The sequence below is a fragment of the Bradyrhizobium sp. AZCC 1721 genome (genome assembly GCF_036924715.1).
In the GTDB taxonomy this organism is placed as follows: Bacteria; Pseudomonadota; Alphaproteobacteria; order Rhizobiales; family Xanthobacteraceae; genus Bradyrhizobium.
This window is the reverse complement of sequence record NZ_JAZHSB010000001.1, coordinates 4,135,089-4,153,753: the sequence shown is the minus strand read 5'-3', so window position 1 is coordinate 4,153,753 and position 18,665 is coordinate 4,135,089. Positions and strand designations below refer to the sequence as shown.

Below are 18,665 nucleotides of genomic sequence, written 5' to 3'. Positions count from 1 at the left end.
CGCATGGGCGCAACGATATGCGGGGATGGCGGCAATCTCGGGTGTCGCTGCGCTCACCCGGGGCTACGCTTGCTGCATTGGAGGTCGTGGCGAAGCGCGATTGCGGTGACGTTGGTCTAACGCAAACCCAAGCTTTGCAGGAGCGACGGTGTCTGGGCATTTTGCACAGCCTGCTCCTGTGCCCGGGGGTCCGGCACGGGCGCGATCTGTACCGGTGCATTTTGCTCTTCCCGGACCTTTGCTCGGGGACGTCGCTGGGACCGGATCTCCGCTCGCGCATTGTGCACGGACCGGGCCCGTCGATGTTTCTTCGTTGGCTGGGCCTGAACTGGGGCATCTTGCGCAACCTGCACTGGGGCAGCTTGCGCGAGCTGTACGGGCACGACCTGTGCCCGTGTATCTTCCTGTGCCCGTGCATCTTCCCTGGCCGCCCAGGCTTCGAATTCCTTCAACAAGGATTCGGCCGGCGGTTGACCGGTCACGGTTTGATTCTGATCGGCAGGTTCAGAAGCTGCTGCAATTTCGTCGCGCGCCGACACATCGCTTGTCTTCGGCGGCGAGTCCTGAGTGCCGGCGATTGATTGAACTGCTGGCGCCGACGAATCGACGTCAGACTGGAGCGCCGGTTTTTCGACCCACGTAGCCGTGACGTTCTCAACGAGCGCGACTGGATCTCCCACTGATAGGATCGCGATACCGATCGCTGTCGCCGTTACAGCCCAAATACTCGCCTTAAGGATTCGCGACGAGATAGCCGCTCTGTTCAAAGCCTTCCCTATATCCGGCTGCGCGATTTTTTCGGTATGTTCGGACAGAAAGAGAGGAGAACGATCCGGCGGGAAACCGTCTTTTGTCGCCATTGGCTGATGTCGCCTCTTGTTATTCTTGTCCACCAGTACGCTGCCAGAGAGGTCTAAAAGCGACAATCACCGCCACGATTTGGGAGAAGTCTTGATTTCAATGGGATTTGGGAACCGCAAGATCACGCGGAAGCCCGGTTAGCGTTGAGCAAGACCGGAAATGAAAACAAAAGGCGCCCGAATGCAGGCGCCTTTCGCATCTTGCAACAATGATCCCGGCGGCAAGCCGCCGACTAGTTCACCAGCGACGATGTCGTCACTGGGGCGCGCGGCGCGCGGGCGCAGCGGCCGGCCGCAGCTCCATTGTGGATACGCCTGCCGCAATATTCACGCCTGTCTGCCCCTGCACCGATAGCGGCTGCATCATTACCGTGCGGTCCGAGCCTCCAACCAGGACGTTGGCGCTCGCTCCGGCACCGACCGTGCCGCCGGCGGTCGCACCCGTATAGGTTCCCGCCAATGCCGCGCGGCGCAGCGTGGTCGGTGCAAAAATCGCCCAGGCCAACTGACCGCCGGTCGTGGCGCCGATGTCGAGGCCAAGCGTGCTGACGGTGCCCTCATAAGCCTCGCGGCCCCTGCCTCTCGATGACGCATAGACACAGCTCAGTTGCCGTTGCCCCCCGACAACGAGGCCGACACCGGGCGCTATGTTACAGGTGAGCGTGCCGACCCTCGTCCGCCCGGTGTCCTGAGCCGTGGCCGGCGGAGCCATGGCAAGGGCGAGCGCCAGAGCGACGCATGTGGTTGCGAGACTATTCAAGGCTGTTCTATTCAGGGTTGCTTTGTTCATGGGCCGCGTCCTCCTTCGACGCATTCTGATGGACCCCCTCAACGCGCGGCGACATTGCGAGGTTCCTGCCCCCATAGCGGCCTTAGAGCGCTTGCGGCCATATGAGCGGAATTCGCGGCAGCAGTTGGCGGCATGAGTACACGAACGAGGCGGCCGAAGCGCCTGATTTTCCTTCGCAAAAACAAAAGGCGCCCCTCGGGAGCGCCCTCTGCATTGTCGGACGGTGATACTGGCGGCGCGAGCGCCGCGCGTCATCACTGCGAATAATACATCTCGAACTCGACCGGGTGCGGGGTCATCTCGAAGCGCTCGACTTCGGTCATCTTCAGCTCGATGAAGCTGTCGATGAAGTCATCGTCGAACACGCCGCCGTTCTTGAGGAAGGCGCGGTCCTTGTCGAGGTTTTCCAGCGCCTCCCGCAAGGAGCCGCACACGGTCGGGATCTGCTTCAGCTCTTCCTTCGGCAGATCGTAGAGGTCCTTGTCCATCGCCGGACCCGGATCGATCTTGTTCTTGATGCCGTCGAGGCCGGCCATCAGCATCGCGGCGAAGCCGAGATAGGGGTTGGCCATCGGGTCGGGGAAGCGGACTTCGACGCGCTTGGCCTTCGGGTTTGCCGTATACGGGATGCGGCAGGAGGCCGAGCGGTTGCGCGCGGAGTAGGCGAGCAGCACGGGGGCTTCATAGCCCGGGACCAGGCGCTTGTAGGAGTTGGTCGACGGGTTGGTGAAGGCGTTGATCGCCTTGGCATGCTTGATGATGCCGCCGATATAGTGGAGGCAGGTCTCCGAGAGGTCGGCGTATTTGTTGCCGGCGAACACCGGCTTGCCGTCCTTCCAGATCGACTGGTGGCAGTGCATGCCCGAACCGTTGTCGCCGTAGACCGGCTTCGGCATGAAGGTGGCGGTCTTGCCGTAGATGTGCGCGACCTGGTGGATGCAGTATTTGTAGATCTGCATCTGGTCGGCCATCAGCGTCATGGTGTCGAACTTCATGCCGAGCTCGTGCTGGGCGGAAGCGACTTCGTGGTGATGCTTCTCGACCTTGACGCCCATCTTGGCCATCGCGCCGAGCATTTCCGAGCGCATGTCCTGCACCGAATCCTGCGGCGGGACCGGGAAGTAGCCGGCCTTGGTGCGGATGCGGTGGCCGAGATTGCCGCCCTCATACTCGGTGTCCGAATTGATCGGCAGTTCCGAGGAATCGAGCTTGAAGCCGGTGTTGTAGGGGGTGGTCTGGTAGCGCACGTCGTCGAACACGAAGAACTCGGCCTCGGGGCCGAAGAACACGGTGTCGCCGACACCAGACGATTTCACCATCGCCTCGGCCTTCTTGGCGATGCCGCGGGGATCGCGGTTGTAAGGCTCGCCGGTGGTCGGCTCGAGCACGTCGCAGACGATGACCATGGTGGTCTCGGCGAAGAACGGGTCGATCGTCGCGGTGACCGGGTCGGGCATCAGGCACATGTCGGATTCATTGATCGCCTTCCAGCCGGCGATCGAGGAGCCGTCGAACATCTGGCCTTCGGCAAAGGTGTCCTCTTCGATCATGCTGACGTCGAAGGTCACGTGCTGCCACTTGCCGCGCGGATCGGTGAAGCGCAGATCGACGTATTTTACGTCGTTGTCCTTGATCGACTTCAGGACGTCTTTAGCGGTCTTCATGAATACCCCTTTTGGCTACGGACGGTTTCCAGAACGCGACATTCGCAGACGATCGAGGCATCGCGAACGAAATCAGGCCGCGGAAGCAGCCCTTTTCTTGTTTTTCAGTCGCAAGTTTTCGGATAGCACCCGGCTCAGATAGCGTCCAGCCCGGATTCTCCGGTTCTGATCCGGATCGCTTCCTCGATATTGGAGACGAAGATCTTGCCGTCGCCGATGCGCCCGGTCTGGGCGGCGCGGCGGATCGCGTCGATCGCCTTCTCGACCAGCTCGTCCGAAATCACGATCTCGATTTTCACCTTGGGCAGGAAATCCACGATGTATTCCGCACCGCGATAGAGCTCGGCGTGCCCCTTCTGCCGGCCGAACCCCTTGGCCTCGGTAACGGTGATACCCTGCAGTCCGACTTCCTGAAGCGCCTCTTTCACCTCGTCGAGCTTGAATGGCTTGATGATGGCTTCAATCTTCTTCACTGAGCGCCTCCCGGGCATTTCCAAATTGCAGCGTGCAGATAGTTTCGATGTCGCAGCCTGGTGAACTTACCTGGCGCCGTCTGGTTTGATCCTTGCATCCGGCAAAGCCGGAACTGCTCATGATTGCAAAGCCGGAGCTGCTCATAATTGCCGCTGACTGCGACGATCCTGAGCTCGGCTTTCCAACAGGCTTCCTCAAAAGCAGGGTCTATGCCAAGTTGTTAATGCGGCTGATTTCGGAACGTTATCAGACTTTTAACAGGCAAGTGAGAGAGGTCCGCCGGCGGCTCGCATGATAGCGAAGCTTACAAAATAGGCAAATCGATCATTTCGTGTGCAGGCGGGGCGAGGCGGGCCACGGGCGCGACGGGGATATGCCTTCAGAAAAGGCGGATGGATCGAGGATTCGGCATGGAAGTCTTGACCACGACCGAGATGGAGCGGGCCGACCGGCTGACGATCACCGGCGGAACGCCCGGCTTCGCGTTGATGATGAGCGCCGGCCAGGCCGTGGCGGAGGTCGCGATGGATCTCGTCGAGGAGGGGCCGATCGTCGTGGTCGCCGGCCGCGGCAACAATGGCGGCGACGGCTTTGTGGCGGCCGCCGAACTCGCCGCACGCGGGCGCGAGGTTTCCGTCATCCTGTTGTGCGAGCGCGACAGCCTGCAGGGGGATGCCGCGCTCGCCGCGCGCGGCTGGAAATATCCGGTGCTGCCGTTCAACCCACAGGCGATCGGCAAGCCAGCCTTGATCATCGACGCGCTGCTCGGCGCAGGTCTCAACCGTCCGGTCAAGGGCGATCCGCTCGAGATGATCGAGGCGATCAACGCCAACGGTGCGCCGGTGCTGGCCGTCGACCTGCCGAGCGGCATCAATGGCACCACGGGCGCGGTGATGGGTGCAGCAATCAACGCCGCCGAAACCGTGACCTTCTTCCGCCGCAAGCCGGCGCATCTGTTGATGCCCGGGCGCAAGCATTGCGGCCGCGTCCGCGTCGCCGAGATCGGCATCGATGCGCATGTGCTTGAGGAGATCCGGCCGCAGACGTTCGAGAACGTTCCGCAGAGCTGGCGAAAGTCGTTTCCGGTGCCCTCTATCGACGGCCACAAATATGCCCGCGGCCACGCCGTCGTGCTGTCGGGGGAGCTGGCGTCGACAGGAGCGGCACGGCTGGCGGCCCGTGGTGCGCTGCGGGCAGGGGCTGGCCTCGTCACGGTGGCCTCGCCGCGCGATGCGCTCGCCGTGAATGCCGCGGCTCTGACGGCAGTCATGGTGCGTCCGGTCGATACTGCCGTCGAATTCGCCGACCTTGTGGGCGACAGACGGCTCAATTCCATCGTGATCGGGCCGGGCGCCGGCATCAGTGAACGCACGCGCGATCTCGTGCACACCGCATTGTCGACCAAGCGCGGCCTCGTGCTCGACGCCGATGCGCTGACGAGTTTTGCCGAAGCGCCGGAGCGACTGTTTGAACAGATCAGGGCGAGCGAGGATCCGCAGGTCGTGCTGACCCCGCATGAGGGCGAGTTTCCGCGCCTGTTCAGCGATATCAGCAACAAGCACCCCGGCCGTTCGAAGCTGGAGCGGGTGCGCGACGCCGCCCAGCGCTCCAGAGCGGTGGTGCTGCTGAAGGGACCGGACACGGTGGTGGCTTCGCCCGACGGGCGCGCCAGCATCGCCTCCAACGCGCCGCCCTGGCTCGCGACGGCGGGAGCCGGCGATGTGTTGGCCGGCATGATCGCGGGGCTGCTGGCGCAAGGCGTGGCGGCCTATGAAGCTGCCTGCATCGGCGTCTGGATGCACGGCGAAGCCGCGGGCGAGGCAGGGCCGGGACTTATTGCAGAGGATTTGCCGGAGGTGCTGCCGGCAGTATTCCGCCGGCTCTATGACGAGTTCGGCATTGAGTATTAGTTGCGTAGGATGGGTGGAGCAAAGCGATACCCATCAATTCCCGCGGCTTGGTTAGATGATGGGTTTCGCATCGCTCTACCCATCCTACGCGGTCAGATACTTCGCCACCGCCGTCTCATTCCACTCCAGCCCCAGCCCCGGTCCACGCGCGGTGACCGTGCCATCGACGATCTCGGCGGGATGGGCGAGGATGACGCTGGCGAAATCCAAAAATTCGAGCCAGTGCGCGGTTGGCGTCACCGCCAGCATGTGGGCGCTGGCTTCGGCGAAGAGATGGCTCGACATCGGGATGTTGGCGGCGTGCGCCTGGGCGGCGACCTGCAGCCAGCCGGTGACGCCGCCGCACTTCATCAGATCAGGCATGATGAAATCGCTGGCACCGAGCGCGATCGCTTCCGCAAAGCCGCGCGGGAACCACCAGTTCTCGCCGGCCTGAATTGGCGTGGCCGAAGTCTCGCGCACTTTTGCGTGTCCCGAGAGGTTTTCCTGCGGCACGGGTTCTTCGATCCAGTGCAGATCGTAGGGCGCGAGGCGAGCGATACGGCGCGCGGCTTCCGCGGGATCGAGCGACTGGTTGAAGTCGATCATCAACGAGATGTCAGGGCCGATGAGGGCGCGCACGCCCTTGACGACGCGCTCGTCATTGGCGGCATCGCCGTCGCCGCCCTTGATCTTGATGCCGCGAAATCCCTGTTCGAGCGAGCGGCGCAGCGCTCTTTCGTCCGCCACCGGATCGACCACGCCATAGCTGTCATAGGCCCGGATCGGTTTTGGCGAACCGCCGAGCAGTTCAACCACCGGCTTATTGGCCAACTGGCCGAGTGCGTCCCAGTAGGCCATGTCGAGGCCGGATACCGCCATGCCGACGAGGCCCTGCCAGCCGAGCAGGCGGAATTTTGCGTCCATCGCCGCCATCAGATCGTAGGGCGCAACTGGTCTGCCGGTGAGTTCGCGCCCGATCTCCTCAGTCAGGTGCACCAGTGGCTTCAGAGTCAGCTTGCTGTAGGCAAAAATGTAGGAGTGGCCGGTAACGCCTCGATCGGTCTCGACGTCGATCAGGACCAGCGGGCCCACATCGATCACGCCAAAGGCGTTCTTCACGGGGCGCGCGAGCGGCACGACGAGCGCTCGCGCCTTGACGTTGCGGATAGCGGGAACTGGTTTACTCATGGCTTGCTCCTCATTCGACTGCGTACCATCGCACCAGCCGCGGTGCCGCCCAGTCGGTCGCGACGGATTCGATCAGCCAGCGGCCGGCATGTTCGGCGGCAAAGGCGATGCGTTGGGTCTGGCCGGGATCGATCGCCAGCGTATCCAGCCAGAACGGCTTCCAGCCATCGTCGAGCCGGTCCAGCAGGCGGAAGTGATGGCCGTGGAGGTGGAAAACGGTGGCGACTGCGGCGCGGTTGGTGAGCGCCAGCACCACGGTGCGGCCTTTCCTGGCGCGAAAGGCGGGCGGGGCACTCACGGCAAAATCGGCTGGCGTCATCCAGTCGCCGGAAGGTTCGCCCAGCCCGACATCGATCCGGATCGCCCCCTTGAGGTCGAGCCGCTCGGGCAGGCCGTTGGAGGGCAGCGGCGGGGCGGGTGGCAGCGGGGCCGCGCGGACCGGCGGTTCGCCGGAGACGACAAGCTTGCCGATCGGGCGGGCTTCCTTGCCATCATGCAGCAGGATCGCATGGGTCGTGCCTGCCGAAGCAGTCAAATCGATGAAGGCGTCGACCCGCCCGCCGGGCGCCAGTACCAGCGCGCCATTGCGGGCCGGAAACGGCTCCGAGGGCTGGCTGTCGATGGCCATGACCCGGACCTCGAGCCCTTCCAGTTTGATAGCCATAACAGAGCGTTGGCAGCCGCTGATGATGCGGAGCCTGATCCGTTCGTTGGTCCGACCTGAGAGTTCGAGCGAAGTCCGGCCGTTAATCGTATGGAGGCGTGCAGTGTCCTTCGGATCGATTCCCGGCGCGATCGCTGTTCCATCGGGCCTTGCCTGCCAGTCCTCGATCAGGAGCACCTCGTCGCGGTCGACGGCGACCGGCTCGGTTTCGCGAACGATCAACGGCCGTGCCCGCGCTGGTTGTGCCTGTCGATCGCCAAGCAGCCCGGAGTCACAGAGGAAGGTCCCGGCGTGGCGCAGGGGAAGCTGCAAGGTGGCCTTGCCACCGCTTGCGAGGGCTGCGCGCGCCGTGAGGGGGGCGTGAACCGGAACGCCGTCCATACCCCGCCAGTTGAGGACGACCGGCACCGGCAGCTCATTGGCAAAGGCGATCTCGGCCGTCTCGCCGCGCTTGAAGGTGAGGTCGGGTCCTTGCAGCGACCAGACCGGCGCGGCCGTACCGCCCGGCCGGAGTGCGAGAGTCTCCGGCGTGGCCTGTAACGTCAGCGGGGGACGTCCCTGGGCTGCGCCGGAAACCGGCCATATCGGAGCGAGGGCGGCGGCGCCCAGCCCGGCCAGCAGCTTGCGTCGATCTAGCGTCGATTTGGGGCTTGCCATCGGACCGATGTGGACCATTTTCTGATGTGCCTGTCCTAGCTGTGACGCCTTGCCCCGGGGCTGTCAAAAAGGGCCATTTTTTTGCTGCGGAGGTGTAGGCTCATGTTATAAGCGCGCCGCCCGCGGCATCGCGGCCGGTATGGATGCTTTTCACGCGGGCGTGGCGGAACTGGTAGACGCGCTGGATTTAGGTTCCAGTGACGAAAGTTGTGGGGGTTCGAGTCCCTCCGCCCGCACCAAGCGCTCTATCCAAGCGTTTGCATGACGAATACTGGAGGGCTTGCCTCCCCCTTTGGGGAGCCAAGGTCAGCCGAACCACCGGCGCAGGGCTGCAAGGCTTGCGCGTCGAACAAAATTAGACACTGCCGCGGCCGTTTGGCCCGGCGCAAGCGGAAGAAGATTGACACCATGCAGGTCACCGAAACCCTCGCCGAGGGATTGAAACACGAGTTCAAGGTCAGCGTTCCCGCATCGGATCTCGATGCCAAGGCCGATGCCAAGCTGGTCGACCTCAAGGACAAGGTGAAGCTCAATGGCTTCCGCCCCGGCAAGGTGCCGGTGAGCCATCTGAAGAAGGTGTATGGCCGCTCGGTGATGGCTGAGACCATCGACCAGACCATCCGCGACACTAACACGCAGATCTTCACCGACCGCGGTTTCCGCCTCGCGACCGAGCCCAAGATCACGTTGCCGACCGAGCAGAAAGAGGTCGAGGAACTGCTCGCCGGCAAGAGCGACCTGACCTACACGGTGGCGATCGAGGTGGTGCCGACGATCCAGCTCGCCGATTTCAAGACCTTCTCGGTGGAGAAGCCGGTGGTCGAAGTGACCGATGCCGAGGTCGACGAGGCGATCAAGCGCATCGCCGACCAGAACCGTCCCTATGCGGCCAAGGCCGAGGGCGCCAAGGCCGAAACCGGCGATCGCGTCACCATCAGCTTCAAGGGTTCTATCGACGGCGTGCCGTTCGACGGCGGCACCGGCGAGGGCATCCAGGTCGTGATCGGCACCGGGCAGTTCATTCCGGGTTTTGAGGAACAACTCGTCGGCATCGGGGCCGGTGAAACCCGCACGCTGAAAGTGTCGTTCCCGAAGAATTACGCCAGCGAGAAGCTCGCCGGCCAGCCGGCCGAGTTCGAGACCACGGCAACCCTGATCGAAGCCCCGGGTGAGACTGAGATCAACGACGAGTTTGCAAAAACGCTCGGCCTGGAATCGCTCGACAAGCTGAAGGAGGCCGCGCGCGAGCGGCTGGTCGCCGAGTTCGCCGGAGCCACGCGCCAGCGCGTCAAGCGCGCGCTGCTCGACCGGCTCGACGACAGCCACAAATTCGAGGCGCCGCCGTCGCTGATCGAGGAAGAGTTCAACCTGATGTGGAACTCGATCAAGGCCGAGATGGAATCCTCCGGCAAGACCTTTGCCGACGAGAACACCACCGAGGAGGCGGCCAAGGAAGAGTACAAGAAGATCGCCGACCGCCGCGTCCGGCTCGGCCTCGTGCTGTCGGAGATCGGCGAGAAGAACAAGATCACCGTGACCGATGACGAAGTCAGCCGCGCGGTGATCGAGCGGGCGCGATCGATGCCCGGCCGCGAGAAGGAGGTCTGGGACTACTATCGCAACAATGCCAATGCGCTGGCCCAGCTTCGTGCGCCGATTTATGAAGACAAGGTGGTCGATTTCATCCTCGAACTCGCCAGCGTGACCGAAAAGAAGGTCTCGCGCGAGGACCTGTTCAAGGACGACGAGGCCGACGAGAAGAGTGCAGCCTGATCGATTTGGTCAGGCCGGCATTAATGTCAGGCCGGCATTAATGATGAACGGCGATAGCGGCGTGGTGACGGCACCCGTGGCTATGAGATCGGCCGCGAATCAGTTTGAACTTCTCTCATTCGGCTCCGCAATTGCCCGGCCTTGTCGCCAGGAAATTGGCTCATATCTGTGAGCTGAGTTGAAGTCCTGCATCACGGGACGTTCGTCCGTGCGCGGCAGTCATGCCTGCCTTGCCGATAGATGTTCGTTCCCGCTTATTCTCTATCCGAACCCTTGGGTGATTCATGCGCGATCCCGTTGAAACCTACATGAACCTCGTTCCGATGGTGGTCGAGCAGACCAACCGCGGCGAACGCGCCTACGACATTTTCTCGCGGCTTCTGAAGGAGCGCATCATCTTCCTGACCGGTCCGGTCGAAGACGGCATGTCGACGCTCGTCGTCGCGCAGCTTCTGTTCCTCGAGGCGGAGAATCCGAAGAAGGAAATCTCGATGTACATCAACTCGCCCGGCGGCGTGGTGACATCGGGGCTTGCGATCTACGACACCATGCAATTCATCCGTCCGCCGGTGTCGACGCTGTGCACCGGGCAGGCGGCCTCGATGGGTTCGCTGTTGCTCGCGGCTGGTGAAAAGGACATGCGCTTCTCGCTGCCCAATTCGCGCATCATGGTGCATCAGCCGTCCGGCGGCTTCCAGGGCCAGGCGACCGACATCATGCTGCACGCGCAAGAGATCCTGAATCTCAAGAAGCGCCTCAACGAGATCTACGTGAAGCACACCGGCCAGACCTACAAGGCGATCGAGGACGCGCTGGAGCGTGACAAATTCCTGACCGCCGATATGGCCCACGACTTTGGGATCGTCGACAAGGTGATCGACAAGCGCCCCGAAGAAGTGACGCCGGTGAGGGTCCCGTAAGGATACGGATCGCGACACCCCGCGTTGACCTTAACGGTTGGTTGAATCGGCAAATGTGGCCGAAAGCCGCGCCTATGCCCCCGCGTAGGCCGAAAGTTCCGCTTTCGTGCCGGTTTTGCGGCGTGGCAATACCGCAACGCTCGGTCGATTTCGTCAACTTCTCCCCGTGCGAACGCCGCAAATCACGGTATTGTCACGGGTAGCAATTCCGAGCCCGATTAGCGAATTCTTGATAGTCGGGTGCCAGCATGGTTGGCTGTATGGATTGGGTTAAGATCGCGGGGGAATCGAGACGCCGTGATTCGCACGGTGCGTAATTGAGTTAGGGTCTTTTTTGGTACGGAATTTGCTCTATCTACCTTCAGGTCCGGTGACAGTGCCGGAATGGGTCGATCGGGTAACGGATCGAACGGCGGACGGAGACAGGAATGAGTAAGGTTGGCACGAGCGACTCCAAGAACACGCTGTATTGCTCGTTCTGTGGAAAGAGCCAGCACGAAGTCCGCAAACTCATCGCGGGTCCCACCGTATTCATCTGCGACGAATGCGTCGAACTCTGCATGGATATCATCCGTGAGGAGAACAAGTCCTCGCTGGTGAAGTCGCGCGACGGCATCCCGACGCCGAAGGAAATCTGCAAGGTGCTGGACGACTACGTGATCGGCCAGAGCCATGCCAAGAAGGTGCTCTCGGTCGCCGTTCATAACCACTACAAGCGGCTCAATCACCAGACCAAGCACAACGACGTCGAACTCGCGAAGTCGAACATCCTGCTGATCGGTCCGACCGGTTCGGGCAAGACGCTGCTGGCGCAGACGCTGGCGCGCATTCTCGACGTGCCGTTCACCATGGCGGACGCGACGACGCTGACCGAAGCCGGTTACGTCGGCGAGGACGTCGAGAACATCATCCTGAAGCTGTTGCAGTCCGCCGACTACAATGTCGAGCGCGCGCAGCGAGGCATCGTCTATATCGACGAAATCGACAAGATCAGCCGCAAGTCCGACAACCCGTCGATCACCCGCGACGTGTCGGGTGAGGGCGTGCAGCAGGCGCTGTTGAAGATCATGGAAGGCACGGTCGCCTCCGTGCCTCCGCAGGGCGGCCGCAAGCACCCGCAGCAGGAGTTCCTGCAGGTCGACACCACCAACATCCTGTTCATCTGCGGCGGCGCGTTCTCAGGCCTTGAGAAGATCATCTCCGCACGCGGTCGTTCGACCTCGATCGGTTTCGCCGCCCAGGTGCTGGCGCCCGAAGACCGCCGCACCGGCGAAATCTTCCGCCATGTCGAGCCGGAAGACTTGCTGAAGTACGGCCTGATCCCCGAATTCGTCGGCCGCCTGCCGGTGGTCGCGACGCTGGAGGATCTCGACGAGACCTCGCTGAAGAAGATCCTGACCGATCCGAAGAACGCGCTGGTGAAGCAATACCAGCGGCTGTTCGAAATGGAGAACATCGAACTCACCTTCGCCGACGAGGCGCTTGGCGCGGTCGCCCGCAAGGCGATCGAGCGCAAGACCGGCGCGCGTGGGTTGCGCTCGATCCTCGAAAGCATCCTGCTCGAGACGATGTTCGATCTACCGGGCCTGGAAGGTGTCGAAGAGGTTGTGATCTCGCGCGAAGTTGTCGAGGGAACTGCCCGTCCGCTCTACATTTATGCGGACCGTTCGGACCGGGCCGTCGAGAGCAGCGCCAGCGCCTGATACCGTCGCGCCCGCCAGAACCCATACCTTTGAATAACGCGGCTGCCGAGCGTTTCGGCGGCCGCTGTGGCGTAAGCGTTTTTCGCGCGTCTGATCCGCAATTTGCGGTCATTTTCCGTGACTTGACTCTCCCATACCCGATAGCCACCTAATGCTCATGGTGGCGGAAATCACGTTCGAGATTCGTCGCAAAGATCATCCGGTGAGAGGCGGCAGCGAAGGCGGCCGACCGGCCCGGAACTCCCAGCACCTTGTGGCGGTTGCGCAAGCGATGCGGACTGCGTGCAAGGGGGCAAAACAGAAGGAATAGGCCATGACGACTCCAAAAACCCGGCCAACCATCGTTCTCGGCGAAAGCCATTCGTATCCGGTGCTGCCGCTCCGCGACATCGTCGTATTTCCGCACATGATCGTGCCGCTGTTCGTCGGCCGCGAGAAATCGATCCGCGCCCTCGAAGAGGTGATGAAGAACGACGCGCTGATCCTGCTCGCGACGCAGAAGAACGCGTCCGACGACGATCCAAGCTCGGATTCCATCTACGAAGTCGGTACGCTCGCCAGCGTGCTGCAACTCCTGAAGCTTCCCGATGGCACCGTGAAGGTGCTGGTCGAAGGGCTTGAGCGCGCGCGTGTGCAAAAGTATTCCGACCGCGCCGAATATTACGAGGCGACCGCGATCGCGCTCGCCGATACCGACGCCAACTCGGTCGAAGCCGAAGCTCTGGCGCGCTCGGTCGTGTCCGACTTCGAAAGCTATGTGAAGCTGAACAAGAAGATCTCCGCCGAAGTCGTCGGCGTGGTTCAGGCGATCACTGATTTCGCCAAGCTCAGCGATCAGGTGGCGCAGCATCTCGCCGTCAAGATCGCCGATCGTCAGGGCATCCTGGAGACGTTGTCCGTCACGCAGCGCCTGGAGAAGGTGCTGGGCCTGATGGAGAGCGAAATCTCGGTGCTGCAGGTCGAGAAGCGCATCCGCTCGCGCGTCAAGCGCCAGATGGAGAAGACCCAGCGCGAGTATTACCTGAACGAGCAGATGAAGGCGATCCAGAAGGAGCTCGGCGACGACGAAGGTCGCGACGAGCTGGCCGATCTGGAAGAGAAGATTGCCAAGACCAAGCTTTCCAAGGAAGCGCGGGAGAAGGCGCAGCACGAGTTGAAGAAGCTGCGCCAGATGTCGCCTATGTCCGCGGAAGCCACCGTCGTGCGCAACTATCTCGACTGGCTGTTGTCGATTCCGTGGAACAAGAAGTCCAAGGTCAAGAAGGATCTCGAGCAGGCCCAGGCCGTGCTGGACTCCGATCATTACGGGCTCGAGAAGGTCAAGGACCGCATCGTCGAGTATCTCGCCGTGCAGTCGCGCGCCAACAAGCTGACCGGACCGATCCTGTGTCTGGTCGGGCCTCCCGGCGTCGGCAAGACTTCGCTCGGCAAGTCGATCGCAAAAGCCACGGGCCGCGAATTCGTGCGCGTCTCGCTCGGCGGCGTGCGGGATGAAGCGGAAATCCGCGGTCACCGGCGCACCTATATCGGCTCGATGCCCGGCAAGATCATCCAGTCGATGCGCAAGGCCAAGACCTCGAATCCGCTGTTCCTGTTGGACGAGATCGACAAGATGGGCGCCGATTTCCGCGGCGATCCGTCGTCGGCGCTGCTCGAGGTCCTCGACCCCGAGCAGAACTCGACCTTCAACGACCACTATCTGGAGGTCGATTACGATCTGTCGAACGTCATGTTCATCACGACTGCGAATACGCTCAATATTCCGGGGCCGCTGATGGACCGCATGGAGATCATCCGGATCGCCGGCTACACCGAGAACGAGAAGGTCGAGATCGCGCGCAAGCACCTGATCCCGAACGCCATCTCCAAGCATGGCCTCGATTCCAAGGAATGGTCGATCGACGACGATGCTCTGCTGTTGATGATCCGCCGCTACACCCGAGAAGCGGGCGTGCGTAACCTGGAGCGTGAGCTCTCCACACTCGCCCGCAAGGCGGTGAAGGAGCTGATGATCTCCAAGAAGAAGTCGGTCAAGGTCACCGAGAAGACTCTCGAAGACTTCCTCGGCGTGCCGAAGTACCGCTTCGGCGAGATCGAGAGCGAGCCGCAGGTCGGTATCGTTACGGGTCTGGCCTGGACCGATGTCGGCGGCGAGCTCTTGACGATCGAAGGCGTCATGATGCCCGGCAAGGGCAAGATGACGGTCACGGGCAACCTGCGTGACGTGATGAAGGAGTCGATCTCGGCGGCGGCGTCCTACGTCCGCTCGCGGGCGATCAACTACGGCGTCGAGCCGCCGCTGTTCGACAAGCGCGACATCCACGTCCACGTGCCGGAGGGCGCAACCCCGAAGGACGGACCGTCGGCGGGTGTCGCGATGGCCACTGCGATCATCTCGGTCATGACCGGCATTCCGGTCCGGCACGATGTCGCGATGACCGGCGAAATCACGCTGCGTGGTCGCGTGCTGCCGATCGGTGGCCTGAAGGAGAAGCTGCTCGCGGCCGCCCGCGGCGGCATCAAGACGGTGCTGATCCCCGAGGACAACGCCAAGGATCTCACGGAGATTTCCGATGCGATCAAGGGCGGTATGGATATCGTCCCGGTTGCTCGGCTCGATGACGTCGTCGGCAAGGCGCTGGTCCGCGCCCCAGTGCCGATCGTCTGGGAAGAGGACACCAAGGTGCCGGTCAAGCAGGACGCCTCGGACGAAGCGGCCGGTGGCCTGACGGCCCACTGAGCTCGATCAGTCACCACTGATCATCGAACTGAAATGATAAAACGGCGCCTTCGGGCGCCGTTTTTGTTTGGTGCGGATGGGATCTCGGCTTGAACCTCGGCCCGGCGAACGGAGTTGATGAGGGATGGAAATCGACGGGCAATGCCATTGCGGGCGGGTGACCTATCGGGCCGATATCGACCCTGAAAGAGTGTCGATCTGTCACTGCACCGATTGCCAAAACCTGACGGGCTCGCCGTACCGGGTGACGGTGATCTGTTCGGCCGAGCAGGTCCGCATGACCGGCGCGCCGGCGAAGGTCTATCCGAAGAAGGGCGACAACGGCCGGACGCGCTTTCAGCACTTTTGCGAAGCATGCGGCTCGCCATTGTTCACCAGCGGAGACGGCGGACCAGATGATTGGGGCATCCGCTGGGGCAGCATCCGCCAGCGCGATCGGCTCAAGCCGGCGCGGCAAATCTGGTGCCGCTCCGCCGCGCCGTGGATCCACGAGATTGGGGCGCTACCCGGGCGGCCGGGCGACTAGTGAAACGAAGCGCGGATATCCCACCTTGCACCAAAGGGGGTCGAGAGGCTAAACAGGCGGCTTACGGGCGGCTAGCTCAGCTGGTTAGAGCATCTCGTTTACACCGAGAGGGTCGGGAGTTCGAATCTCTCGCCGCCTACCAGCCTTCGCCCCTGCGGGCTTCGGCTCGGCATGCCAGCCTTCGCGGCAGTGACGCAACGTTTGCTCCTCCGCAGGGGTGAAGGCTATCGCGCCGAAGCTCGAAGAGCGTAGGCGGACCGGTGCAGAACATTCCGGAACTTAAAAACCCTGCGGGGCTTCGGCTGGGCATGCCAGCTTCGCGGCAGTGGCGCGACCGTTTGCTCCTCCGCAGGGGCGAAGGCTGTCGCGCCCAGCCTGAAGAGCGAAGGCGGACTGGCCTTACGCTCTTCTCATTCAACCTTGTGGGGTTGTCGTGGTAGCCGGGAGAATTAGGGGCGCTCCTCCCAGCGAAACAGGTCCCTCATATTTGGGCTGCGGGGCCATCTTCTTGCGCACTACTCGGGACAGCCGGTTTTGAGCGTGCCTTGCTGAAATGGAGGAAGTAATTTCCGGCTTCATTGCATTTTGCAGCGAGTCGACCTTCGCCATAAGCTTGGAAAGCTGAGCAGCTATCTTCTTCACGTCTTCATGTTCATCCGCTATCTGAGCAGATATTTTCTTCACACTGACTTGCTCATCCACGACGCTCTGTCTCAGAGAAGCAAGCGCAATTGAATCCTGCTGAAGAAGAGCTGTGTTTTTCTGCAACAGGATATTGTTCTCTTGCAGCGCGACGACGTGTTGCTGCTGAGCCGACTGAATATCCTTCAATGCGGCAACAGCCGGATCTGCTATCGGATCGGAAGCTTTCTGATGTGGAAGCAGTTCGGCCAAACGGCTGATATCCGGCAGGGTAAAATCCGGCGGCAGCGTATAGACGGTCGCCGCAGTGTTTATTCCAAGAGCGAACACCGCTAGCGCCAAGACCGATTTCCGGCTCGATTGCTTGCTCGGTGCGGTGGATTCGGGCTGTTCGGTTTGGCTCTGCGTTTCCGATGCCGTGGTCACGTGTACTAACCTCAAACGAGTGAAATGAAAAAGGAGCCGTCGCTGGATCGTCCCTCCCGACGGCTCCTTTACGCGACACCCAACTAGAACTGCCTGAAATAATAGGCCTATGAGATTAATTCGGCGTTAGCGCCTCCAGGGCGCAGGCTAGCGCCGAGGCTCGCTGAGCGACGACGGACCCGATCGACATCGAGCCGAGCTTCCGATCACGATGCGTAATGGAGGACGCCATGACCAGCAATCTAAACGCTAACAGGTGCAGCGCGGGGCGGCGCGGAGCAATGTCGCACCCCCCCGCGACTAAGAATTAGTAACCTCTACAAGTCTCGCGATACCGACGGCAATTTCCTTCGCCGCGTTCACCCAACTCATCTTTGTTGAGGCAAGCATATCTTAGTTCGGCGCACAAATCTCTCCGAACTGGTCGCCCGCAGGCCTCCCGATATCTGCGGCAATTTCCTTCGCCCCGCTCTCCCAGCGCGTCCTTGTTTTCGCAGGCAAGCCTCAGTTGCTCGCAGCGCCCACCTCCTCGATCTACTCGGACGCCTCCCGGTCCAATCTCAATGGATTGAGAAAAGGCCGAAATCGGAATTATAAAAAGAGCGGCCGCCGCTGCGGCGCCGAACGCATATTTGCGCATCCCGTTCATCTTGATCCCTCCAGGTGCTAGTGCCGGTCAGTTGCCTTGCGGCAATAGATCACGCGAAAGGCGGGATATCGTTCCGAAGGAAATGCACGAAAGTGTAGTTATGACTGTAAATTTCGGGGTACATGAACAAACTAAGCGGCATCACGGCAATGATGCGGCAACGGCTTGGCACAGGTGCGACGGACGTTCGAAATTGAAAAAGGAGCGCGCAAATGGACACACCGGAAAGCCACGAACAAAACGCCGACCAGGTCGCCTACTGGAATGGGCCGGCCGGCCAGCGCTGGGCGGAGCGGCAGGCGGTGCAGGACGTGCTGCTCAAGCCGGTCGCCGACCTTGTCATCGACCGGGCCAGGCTGAATCCGGGCGACCGCGTCATCGATATCGGTTGCGGCAGTGGTGCCACCGCGATTGCGTTTGCGCAGAAGGTCGCGCCATCGGGCCATGTGCTCGGCATCGACGTATCCGGCCCGATGCTGGAGCGGGCGCGGCAGGCTGCACCAAAGGATCTGCCGATCGATTTCATCCTTGCCGACGCCACCGTCTATCCGTTCGAGCTTGCCAGCTTCGATGTCCTGGCCTCGCGGTTCGGCGTGATGTTCTTTGCCGATCCGGCGCTGTCTTTCTCGAACATGCGCAGGGCGCTGAAGCCTTCGGGGCGGCTGGCGTTCGCGTGCTGGCGCGAGCCGCGCGAAAATCCGTTCTTCATGGCGCCGCTTGCGGCCGCCTACAAGCACGTGCCAAAGCTGCCGCAGCTTGGGCCGGAGGACCCGGGACCGTTTGCATTTGCCTCGGAGGCGCGCGTGCGCCGTATCCTGGACGCGGCCGGCTTTGCCGGCGTCGAAATGGAAGCGTGTCCGCTGTTGCTGGATGCAGCGATCGGCCGCGGCCTCGACGGCGCAGTGCAGGGTGCGCTGGAAATCGGACCGGTGAGCCGGGCGCTGGATGGCCAGCCGGAGGAAGCTCGCGCTGCCGTCGCCGCTTCCATTCGCGAAGCGCTCACGCCGTTCGCGAAGGGCGACGCGGTGCTGCTGCCGGCGTCGGTCTGGATTGTGACCGCAAGGGCGTCGTAATAGCCGCGCAGCTCTTTCCCCGTC

General features: G+C 62.1%; 15 protein-coding genes and 2 tRNA genes. 10 read left to right on the top strand and 7 right to left on the bottom strand.

All coding sequences use genetic code 11. The features are described from left to right. Positions 1 to 116: 116 nt before the first annotated feature. The 4 genes from V1273_RS19880 to V1273_RS19865 form a co-directional block, all read right to left on the bottom strand. On the bottom strand, positions 117 to 893 hold the full coding sequence (locus tag V1273_RS19880) for a hypothetical protein (RefSeq protein ID WP_334363013.1): 777 nt from the start codon (positions 891 to 893) through the stop codon (positions 117 to 119). 223 nt (positions 894 to 1,116) lie between these two features. After that, positions 1,117 to 1,650, bottom strand: coding sequence for a DUF992 domain-containing protein (locus V1273_RS19875; protein WP_334363012.1), 534 nt, complete (start codon positions 1,648 to 1,650; stop codon positions 1,117 to 1,119). Positions 1,651 to 1,904: 254 nt separating this feature from the next. Next, positions 1,905 to 3,314 (bottom strand): type I glutamate--ammonia ligase, encoded by a 1,410-nt coding sequence (gene glnA, locus V1273_RS19870; protein ID WP_028345760.1) that lies wholly within the window; start codon positions 3,312 to 3,314, stop codon positions 1,905 to 1,907. A gap of 134 nt (positions 3,315 to 3,448) precedes the next feature. Beyond that, entirely contained in the window at positions 3,449 to 3,787 is a 339-nt protein-coding gene (locus V1273_RS19865) for a P-II family nitrogen regulator (protein ID WP_027537227.1), read from the bottom strand. A gap of 119 nt (positions 3,788 to 3,906) precedes the next feature. Between V1273_RS19865 and V1273_RS19860 the strand changes: the two genes are divergently transcribed. After that, complete coding sequence (locus V1273_RS19860) at positions 3,907 to 4,083, top strand: hypothetical protein (RefSeq protein WP_334363009.1); 177 nt, start codon at positions 3,907 to 3,909, stop codon at positions 4,081 to 4,083. A gap of 115 nt (positions 4,084 to 4,198) precedes the next feature. Then, positions 4,199 to 5,698: an NAD(P)H-hydrate dehydratase gene (locus V1273_RS19855; RefSeq protein ID WP_334382043.1), complete on the top strand. Its 1,500-nt coding sequence runs from the start codon at positions 4,199 to 4,201 to the stop codon at positions 5,696 to 5,698. An 84-nt stretch (positions 5,699 to 5,782) separates the two neighbouring features. Here V1273_RS19855 and V1273_RS19850 read toward each other — a convergent pair whose 3' ends face one another. Next, a complete protein-coding gene (locus V1273_RS19850) occupies positions 5,783 to 6,868 on the bottom strand; it encodes an enolase C-terminal domain-like protein (RefSeq protein ID WP_334410629.1) in 1,086 nt (361 codons plus the stop codon). A gap of 10 nt (positions 6,869 to 6,878) precedes the next feature. Further along, positions 6,879 to 8,207 (bottom strand): multicopper oxidase family protein, encoded by a 1,329-nt coding sequence (locus tag V1273_RS19845; protein WP_334410628.1) that lies wholly within the window; start codon positions 8,205 to 8,207, stop codon positions 6,879 to 6,881. Between the two features lie 136 nt (positions 8,208 to 8,343). Here V1273_RS19845 and V1273_RS19840 point away from each other — a divergent pair. The 7 genes from V1273_RS19840 (at position 8,344) to V1273_RS19810 (ending at position 15,993) form a co-directional block, all read left to right on the top strand. Then, positions 8,344 to 8,428: transfer RNA gene (locus tag V1273_RS19840), tRNA-Leu, on the top strand. 169 nt (positions 8,429 to 8,597) lie between these two features. Next, the gene (gene tig, locus V1273_RS19835) at positions 8,598 to 9,962 is read left to right on the top strand and encodes a trigger factor (RefSeq protein WP_334382046.1); all 1,365 of its coding nucleotides are present in this window, start codon (positions 8,598 to 8,600) and stop codon (positions 9,960 to 9,962) included. A 284-nt stretch (positions 9,963 to 10,246) separates the two neighbouring features. Next, a complete protein-coding gene (locus tag V1273_RS19830) occupies positions 10,247 to 10,882 on the top strand; it encodes an ATP-dependent Clp protease proteolytic subunit (protein ID WP_057844270.1) in 636 nt (211 codons plus the stop codon). Positions 10,883 to 11,310: 428 nt separating this feature from the next. Further along, on the top strand, positions 11,311 to 12,585 hold the full coding sequence (gene clpX, locus V1273_RS19825) for an ATP-dependent Clp protease ATP-binding subunit ClpX (protein WP_028345767.1): 1,275 nt from the start codon (positions 11,311 to 11,313) through the stop codon (positions 12,583 to 12,585). Positions 12,586 to 12,898: 313 nt separating this feature from the next. After that, positions 12,899 to 15,325, top strand: coding sequence for an endopeptidase La (gene lon / locus V1273_RS19820; RefSeq protein ID WP_334410627.1), 2,427 nt, complete (start codon positions 12,899 to 12,901; stop codon positions 15,323 to 15,325). A gap of 124 nt (positions 15,326 to 15,449) precedes the next feature. After that, the gene (locus V1273_RS19815; protein ID WP_334410626.1) at positions 15,450 to 15,851 is read left to right on the top strand and encodes a GFA family protein; all 402 of its coding nucleotides are present in this window, start codon (positions 15,450 to 15,452) and stop codon (positions 15,849 to 15,851) included. Between the two features lie 65 nt (positions 15,852 to 15,916). Next, positions 15,917 to 15,993: transfer RNA gene (locus V1273_RS19810), tRNA-Val, on the top strand. Between the two features lie 272 nt (positions 15,994 to 16,265). On the opposite strand, the gene V1273_RS19805 is transcribed toward V1273_RS19810, so the two are convergent. Next, positions 16,266 to 16,919, bottom strand: coding sequence for a hypothetical protein (locus V1273_RS19805; protein ID WP_334410625.1), 654 nt, complete (start codon positions 16,917 to 16,919; stop codon positions 16,266 to 16,268). An 861-nt stretch (positions 16,920 to 17,780) separates the two neighbouring features. Here V1273_RS19805 and V1273_RS19800 point away from each other — a divergent pair. Then, on the top strand, positions 17,781 to 18,641 hold the full coding sequence (locus V1273_RS19800; RefSeq protein ID WP_334410624.1) for a class I SAM-dependent methyltransferase: 861 nt from the start codon (positions 17,781 to 17,783) through the stop codon (positions 18,639 to 18,641). Positions 18,642 to 18,665 lie beyond the last annotated feature (24 nt).

Coding starts and splice junctions, on each gene's coding strand:
- V1273_RS19875 (WP_334363012.1), bottom strand. CDS start 1,650: ATGAACAAAGCAACCCTGAATAGAACAGCCTTGAATAGTCTCGCAACC.
- glnA (WP_028345760.1), bottom strand. CDS start 3,314: ATGAAGACCGCTAAAGACGTCCTGAAGTCGATCAAGGACAACGACGTA.
- V1273_RS19860 (WP_334363009.1), top strand. CDS start 3,907: ATGATTGCAAAGCCGGAGCTGCTCATAATTGCCGCTGACTGCGACGAT.
- V1273_RS19855 (WP_334382043.1), top strand. CDS start 4,199: ATGGAAGTCTTGACCACGACCGAGATGGAGCGGGCCGACCGGCTGACG.
- V1273_RS19850 (WP_334410629.1), bottom strand. CDS start 6,868: ATGAGTAAACCAGTTCCCGCTATCCGCAACGTCAAGGCGCGAGCGCTC.
- V1273_RS19845 (WP_334410628.1), bottom strand. CDS start 8,207: ATGGTCCACATCGGTCCGATGGCAAGCCCCAAATCGACGCTAGATCGA.
- tig (WP_334382046.1), top strand. CDS start 8,598: ATGCAGGTCACCGAAACCCTCGCCGAGGGATTGAAACACGAGTTCAAG.
- V1273_RS19830 (WP_057844270.1), top strand. CDS start 10,247: ATGCGCGATCCCGTTGAAACCTACATGAACCTCGTTCCGATGGTGGTC.
- clpX (WP_028345767.1), top strand. CDS start 11,311: ATGAGTAAGGTTGGCACGAGCGACTCCAAGAACACGCTGTATTGCTCG.
- lon (WP_334410627.1), top strand. CDS start 12,899: ATGACGACTCCAAAAACCCGGCCAACCATCGTTCTCGGCGAAAGCCAT.
- V1273_RS19815 (WP_334410626.1), top strand. CDS start 15,450: ATGGAAATCGACGGGCAATGCCATTGCGGGCGGGTGACCTATCGGGCC.
- V1273_RS19800 (WP_334410624.1), top strand. CDS start 17,781: ATGGACACACCGGAAAGCCACGAACAAAACGCCGACCAGGTCGCCTAC.